This is a genomic window from Pseudacidovorax intermedius, assembly GCF_001476815.1.
Lineage (GTDB): Bacteria > Pseudomonadota > Gammaproteobacteria > Burkholderiales > Burkholderiaceae_C > Xenophilus > Xenophilus intermedius_A.
Genome location: NZ_LDSL01000195.1, coordinates 1 through 6,161 on the forward strand (window position 1 = coordinate 1; position 6,161 = coordinate 6,161).

Below are 6,161 nucleotides of genomic sequence, written 5' to 3' on the forward strand. Positions count from 1 at the left end.
CACTGCGGACGGCCGTCCGCGAGGTGGTGCGATGGGCGCTTCGCGCCCTGATGAGAGGCCGCCGCTGACCCCTGCGGAATACGTGGCGGCGTACAAGCCTCGCGTGCCGGCGCTCATGCACACTGCGCCGGCCTATGACGAGCTCACCAAGCCGAAGCGCGTCCCGGTGCCGGCGGCGTGCGTCGAGTCCAAAAGCCAGGGCTGCAAGTGCTACACCCAGGACGCCACGCCCTACCCTGCATCGACGGGGTTCTGCCAACAGGTCGTCAAGTCCGGCATCTTCCTGGCCTTCGCGCCGGAAGGGGTCGCGCAGGCCACTGCTCGGCCGCAGGCGCCTCCGATCGGATCGGCTGGGGCCAGTTGGCCAGGCGCTGCCGCAACGGCTCCTGCGGCCTCTGGTGGCCCGGCTGTGTTTGAAGCCCCGGCGCCGCGCCAGGTAGTCGCCTCCACGCAGGCCAAGCCAAAGGCCCCGGGCGCCCAGTGATTCCCCTTGTTCCTGCTGAGCAATCGACGGCGTGCAGCCGGCGCGGCCGGTGCGCCGCCGCAGTCGCCTTAGGCGACGTGGTGGCCCGCTGCATCGCCTCGCAGTGCGAAGACCTTCCTGTGTGCCTCACCACCGGTGAGCGCTGCGCCGTGCTGTGTGCCGGCTGTGCCTCGGATTCGTCCAGCACGCCAGGCCGCAGCCAGGCCGGAGGCGGCGCGGCCGGCGGGCGAGCGGAGCGAGCCTAGATTTATCCAATAAACACTTCAGAACATGCTGTTCTGAGGCACCAAAGAAAAGACCCCGAAAGCCTGGCAGGGCAATCGGGGTCGAAGGTTGCAAGGGCCATAGGAGGGCCGATGCATGCGTGATTATCCCGCTTTCACCACTCCCGTTGAATGCAAGCTGCCGGGCGGCGTCATCGTCTGTGTTGACGGTACCTGCTGGTTTCGCGAGCGAGGCACTCGCTACAGGGCCAGCATTAGGCGCTTGAGCGCATCGCAGGTTGAGGTCAGTGCACACAGGCCCTCAGTCTGGTACGAAGGCACCACGGCTGATCTGACCAACGATCAACGCTCCTACCTGCGAGCCCTTCGCATGGGTCTGCTGCCAGAGCCCACCGAAGAACAGCGTGAGGAGGCCGAGGCGAAGCGCAAGGCTCTGTCCCTCACGGTCGCTGCGAACCGTGCTAAGGCCAACGTCAGGAGGCTCTGCAAGACCATCAACGCGGATGCGTTGCTGACGCTGACGTATCACAAGGCTCAGGAAGACCTGGCGTTGTGCAAGAAGCATTTGAAGGAGTTCGTGAGGCGTCTGCGCAGGGTCTGTCCTGGCTTCGCAGCGGTGGCCGGCTTCGAGCGTCAGAAGCGTGGCACCTGGCACGTCCACCTTGCATGCCCGGCCAGGCTGATGGCGATGGGTCGAGGGGTGAAGAGCTTCAACGTTATCAGGGCCATCTGGCGCAGTGTGACGGGCGAGCTCGGCGGCAACATCGATGTCAGCCGGCGCTTCCGCGCTCATCGCAGCAGCTGCGCCCGTATCGCGGCCTACATCAGCAAATACATCACGAAGGCTTTCGCTGACGGCGATAAGTGGTCGAACCGATGGACCCGATTTGGCGAAATGCACGTGCCCGACGCCGTCAAGCTGGAGACCGAATCGTTGCGCGATTTGATCGTCAATGCATACCGGGCGGTAGGATCAACCGGCGAGGTAGCAGGGGCCGTCATCGGGGGAGACGGTGAGTGGTTTTTCTTTGCTGGAGAGGGGCAGCTTGTCGATGTTGATTGGCTATGCGAGGGTGAGCACGGATGATCAAGACACTGGGTTGCAGTTGGATGCTTTGAAGGCAGCGGGGGTGCGGCGCATTTATCACGAGAAGGGCTCTGGAGTTGGGCCACGGCCTCAGTTGCATTTGGCTATGGCGGCGCTCAAGCCGGGTGATGTTCTTGTTGTGTGGAAGGTGGATCGCTTCGCACGGAGTCTGCGTCACATCTACACAGTGTTGGATACGGTAAAGGCTCGTGGTGCGTCTTTTCGCTCTCTCACTGAGCCCATAGACACATCCAGTCCGCTTGGGGAGTTCGTTCTGAACATGCTGGCGAGCCTGGCCCAGTTTGAGCGCGCACTGATACGGGAGCGAACGTTTGCGGGCCAGGTGGCCGCGATGCGTAGGGGGGTGGTGTTCGGCCGCAGTCGGGCCCTGTCGCCTGATCAGGAACAGTTGGCCGCTTTGATGTGTTGGGCTGGCTGCACGCGCTCGGATGTGGCGCGCTTTTTTGGGGTCAGTCGCATGACGATCTTTCGCATTGATCGTGAGTGGCGAGGGTTATCGGACGGCCGGCCGCGCCCGGTGTGGCAGGCGGCGAAATGTGAACGAAAGTGAACACCTTCGTGCGACCGAGCGACATCAAGAGCGTGCGTCACAAGCACATCGACGTCGTGCGCGGCAAGCACATGTACCTGCGCATGCGGCTGCCCGAAACCAAGCGTCACAGCCAGCCGATGGTGAGCCTGCGGCCCGCCGTGCATGTCTACGAGGCCTTGTGCGAATACCGTCAGCGGCGCGGCGAGGCAGCGCCCGACGACTATCTGTTCTTTCCTGAATTGAAGAACCGGGAACACGCCCTCGCCGTCCTCAATTTCTTCTTTAAATGGGTGTTGCAGGAGGCGGGACTTGAGACCGGCCCGCTCGGCCAGACCCGCACGCTTTATTGCCTGCGCCACACGGCGATCACGCTTCGGCTCTTGTACGGCCAGGGAATCGACATGCTCACGTTGGCCCGCAACGCGCGGACCAGCGTCAACATGATCGAGCGCTTTTATGCGTCGATCCTGAGTGGAGAAATGAACGTGGGGCTGCTGCAGAGCCGCCGAGGCCGCAGCGATTGAACGTCCGGCTACGGCAGACGCAAAAAGCCGCCCGGCACGGGCCGGGCGGCTGATCTTCAAAATCATCAACTGGCGCAAGCCAGCCACCGATCAGAAGGAGTGGCGAATGCCGAAGTCGTAGCCCACCGAACTCTTCGGCACGTACGTGCCTGCGCCGTAGGTGGTGGTATAGGACGTGACTGTGGGGGCGGTAATGTCCGACGAGCCCGTACTGAAGTTTGCGCCGTTCTTGTTCTTGATATATGCCACGGTGGCGTACAGCGCAGTACGCTTGCTCAGGTTGTGCACATAACCCAGAGCCAGTTGGTCCGCTTTAGGTGCGCTGTATGTGAAGAAGGGATTGTTAAGGGTGGCCAGGGGGTTCTGGGCAACCTTGATTTTCACGTTGCCGTAGCTGGCCTTGATTTGCCCAGCGCCCACGGGAACCACCACTCCAAGAAGATATCCGTCGAGCTTGGTTGCGGGATTGAATGTTGGGCCGTTGCCGGAATAGTCAACCTGTTGCTTGGTGTTTTGATACTGGGCAAACAACTTTGCAACGCCAAAGTCGTAGGTGCCCCCGAGGTTCAGACTCTTAACCAGTGCATTTCCGCCTAGCGAGTACGAGGACAGCGTGTTTTGCTCGCCGTACGACAGGGCAATATCAACCGGGCCATCAGCGTAGCCAAAACGGCCACCCCAATAGCGACCGCCTCGGCTGTTGTCATTGCCGGCTGCCTGCAGCGGATCGCTGTACTTGAGTTGCTCGTGGAAAGCGTACTGCGCCTGTCCATAGAAGCCCCCCAGGTTGGACGGCAGGAAGTAGCCGATCGAATTACTCGCACGAACATTGTCGGACTCGAAAGCCGATGCGGCTCGCTGTGCCAGTGCGGAGCCAGCACCGTTCGTGCCGAACGGATCGAATACGGTCAGGTTCCAGAACGTAGGCTTGTAATCGCGGCCCAGACGCACTTCACCAAAAGGTCCGGATAGGCTGACGGTTGACCGGCGATTGAAGCTGAGGCCGCCACCGGTGGCTGCACCAAAACCTTGATCGTTCTTGAGGCCGCTCTCCAGCCAGAAGCTGGCGGACAAGCCACCACCCAGATCTTCCACGCCGCGGAAGCCCAAGCGGCTGGAACTGTTGGCCGAGTTGTTCAGGCCCATCTTGCTGATCGTTGCAGACTGCGGCAGGTATGCATACGCGAACGGGTTGGCCGACAGGACCGCCGCGTTGGTCGCCAATTCGCTCTTGTTCGAGACGCTGCTCACAGACGCGTCCATCACGCCGAACAGGGTCACCGACGACTGAGCCGAGGCAACGCCGGCGACAGCCAGGGCAGCCAGAGCAGCTAGGGTCGCCGCTGCATGGCTAGGGTTGCGGAGTTGCTCGGCGCAAGAACCAGTGCCAAAGCCAGGCGGCGCACCATCGTGGCTGGCGGGCCGCCGCTGTGCTACCCGCTGGAAGAAGGCGAGACCGGTTCCGGAAAGAAAAAAGCCCCGAGTCTTGCGACTCGGGGCCAAATCCACCAATTGGGAGGGTGGAGGAGACAACTGGGGCATGTCGTGTGACATGCGATGGAATAAAGTATAGCGGGCGCATGCTGCATTGCAACAAGCAAGTGATGCTTTTGCGCAACAAGGCTCTCGAAACAAGCGTTTCCGTGAACGAATTCACGGTTCATACAGGTAGTCAGCTTCTCTATGGAATGCACAGTCAGTTGGACCGGCGCGGCCGGCACCCGCTCCGCCATGGGCTTCGTGGCCGAAACCGGCAGCGGCCACGTTCTCGTCATGGACGGCGCGCCCGATCCTGCCCGGCCCGACAACGGTGGTCAAAACCTGGCGCCGCGCCCCATGGAAACCGTGCTGGCGGGCACCGGCGGATGCACCGCCTACGACGTGGTGATGATCCTGCGCCGTGGCCGCCACCAAGTGGAAGGCTGCAGTGTGCGGTTGACGAGCGAGCGGGCCGACAAGGATCCCAAGGTTTTCACCAAGATCCACATGCACTTCACCGTGACCGGCCGCGGCATTCCAGCAGCCGCCGTCGAGCGGGCCATCGCCCTGAGCCATGACACCTACTGCTCGGCAAGCATCATGCTGGGGAAGACGGCGGCGATCACGACCAGCTTCGACCTGATCGACCGGGACGCCAGCACCGCAGCAGGCTGAATCGCCCCTGCTGCCTCGGCGAGACGCCCGAAAGCCAGCGCGCGGCATCACCTCCGGCCATGCTTTGCGTGGCCGGGCCCGTATGGGATCAGATTCGATGCGCGACGGTGGTCATCACGCGCGCCGCAGCGCGCATCAACGAGGGAATCGGCGCTGGCAGATCCCGGCCGCCCGCTTGGCGAGCCCAATCGGCGTGTGCCGCCTCGTCCGCCTTCATGCGCGCCACCACCGCGCGTGACGCCGCGTCGCCGGCAGGGAGCCGGCTCATGTGGCCATCCAGGTGAGCCTCGACCTGACGCTCGGTCTCCCTGACGAAGCCGAGGCTCCACGCATCCCCGAGCCGCCCGGCAACCAGCCCCAGGCCGAACGCACCGGCATACCAGAGGGGGTTGAGCAGCGACGGACGCGCGCCCAGCCGATCGAGCCGGTCGCGCGTCCAACGCAGGTGGTCGGTTTCTTCCTGGGCCGCCTGCAGCAGTTGGCCCCGCAACACCGGATCGGCCGTGGTGACCGCCTGAGCGGCATAGAGCGCTTGCGCGCACACCTCGCCCACATGGTTGACACGCATCAGCGCGCCCGCTTCCTGGCGTTCGGCCGGCGACAGCATGTCCTCCATGGCCGGCATCCCGGTGGCAGGAGACGGCGTCGCGGCCTGAGGGTTGCCCCAGATCGTTCGCAGGGCCCGGTCCGCAGCGCTCAGCAATGCATCGATGGATTGGCTCATGCTCCCATTGGACCGCATACCCTGGACGAACAGATCGCCCTGGATCAACGTGCCAAGCCTCGCAGGGCTTTTCATAAGACGAAATCAACCGCCGCCCTAGCTGTTGTTCCCGTGCCGTGGCGTCGACCTTGTTGTGCCGCTGCAACGAAACGCCGACCCCCTTCGAGATTTGGCCCAATTTGCTTTGCCGTGGGGCCGGGCCTCTGGTGCAATAGCGACAACTTCCCAAAAGGAGGTTGGCCCGGGGCCCGGCGGGAGCACAGCACAGCATGTGCCAGCGCGGTGAACCCTTCGCACCGGCGCCCTATGTTTAACCTTGGAGAAACTTGCAATGAAAAAATCTCTAGTTGCTCTGGCTGCCCTGGCTGTCGCCGGCGTTGCCTCGGCTCAGTCGTCGGTGACCCTGTTCGG

At 63.1% G+C, this 6,161-nt stretch carries 6 protein-coding genes and 1 pseudogene; 5 read left to right on the plus strand and 2 right to left on the minus strand.

Annotated elements, in window-relative coordinates:
• From NS331_RS27015 to NS331_RS23995, 4 genes and pseudogenes are all read left to right on the plus strand, one after another.
• Positions 1-484, plus strand: a pseudogene (locus NS331_RS27015) (zonular occludens toxin); the annotation flags it as partial.
• A gap of 360 nt (positions 485-844) precedes the next feature.
• Positions 845-1,795, plus strand: coding sequence for a rolling circle replication-associated protein (locus NS331_RS23990; protein WP_153013021.1), 951 nt, complete (start codon positions 845-847; stop codon positions 1,793-1,795).
• A complete protein-coding gene (locus tag NS331_RS25855; RefSeq protein ID WP_082702734.1) occupies positions 1,761-2,366 on the plus strand; it encodes a recombinase family protein in 606 nt (201 codons plus the stop codon). Before NS331_RS23990 ends, NS331_RS25855 begins: the two co-directional genes overlap by 35 nt.
• Positions 2,363-2,872 (plus strand): site-specific integrase, encoded by a 510-nt coding sequence (locus tag NS331_RS23995; protein WP_345940363.1) that lies wholly within the window; start codon positions 2,363-2,365, stop codon positions 2,870-2,872. Before NS331_RS25855 ends, NS331_RS23995 begins: the two co-directional genes overlap by 4 nt.
• A 90-nt stretch (positions 2,873-2,962) precedes the next feature.
• Here NS331_RS23995 and NS331_RS24000 read toward each other — a convergent pair whose 3' ends face one another.
• On the minus strand, positions 2,963-4,414 hold the full coding sequence (locus NS331_RS24000) for a porin (protein ID WP_082702735.1): 1,452 nt from the start codon (positions 4,412-4,414) through the stop codon (positions 2,963-2,965).
• Positions 4,415-4,555: 141 nt separating this feature from the next.
• Here NS331_RS24000 and NS331_RS24005 point away from each other — a divergent pair, with 141 nt between their 5' ends.
• Positions 4,556-5,026 carry an OsmC family protein gene (locus NS331_RS24005; protein ID WP_058644445.1) on the plus strand — a complete coding sequence of 157 codons (471 nt, stop codon included), beginning with the start codon at positions 4,556-4,558 and terminating at the stop codon, positions 5,024-5,026.
• 88 nt (positions 5,027-5,114) lie between these two features.
• Here NS331_RS24005 and coq7 read toward each other — a convergent pair whose 3' ends face one another.
• Positions 5,115-5,750 carry a 2-polyprenyl-3-methyl-6-methoxy-1,4-benzoquinone monooxygenase gene (gene coq7, locus NS331_RS24010; protein ID WP_058644447.1) on the minus strand — a complete coding sequence of 212 codons (636 nt, stop codon included), beginning with the start codon at positions 5,748-5,750 and terminating at the stop codon, positions 5,115-5,117.
• Positions 5,751-6,161 lie beyond the last annotated feature (411 nt).

What these genes read in the sequence shown, in the direction of transcription:
- NS331_RS23990 (WP_153013021.1), top strand. Translation starts at nt 845, where the DNA reads ATGCGTGATTATCCCGCTTTCACCACTCCCGTTGAATGCAAGCTGCCG.
- NS331_RS25855 (WP_082702734.1), top strand. Translation starts at nt 1,761, where the DNA reads ATGTTGATTGGCTATGCGAGGGTGAGCACGGATGATCAAGACACTGGG.
- NS331_RS24000 (WP_082702735.1), bottom strand. Translation starts at nt 4,414, where the DNA reads ATGCCCCAGTTGTCTCCTCCACCCTCCCAATTGGTGGATTTGGCCCCG.
- NS331_RS24005 (WP_058644445.1), top strand. Translation starts at nt 4,556, where the DNA reads ATGGAATGCACAGTCAGTTGGACCGGCGCGGCCGGCACCCGCTCCGCC.
- coq7 (WP_058644447.1), bottom strand. Translation starts at nt 5,750, where the DNA reads ATGAGCCAATCCATCGATGCATTGCTGAGCGCTGCGGACCGGGCCCTG.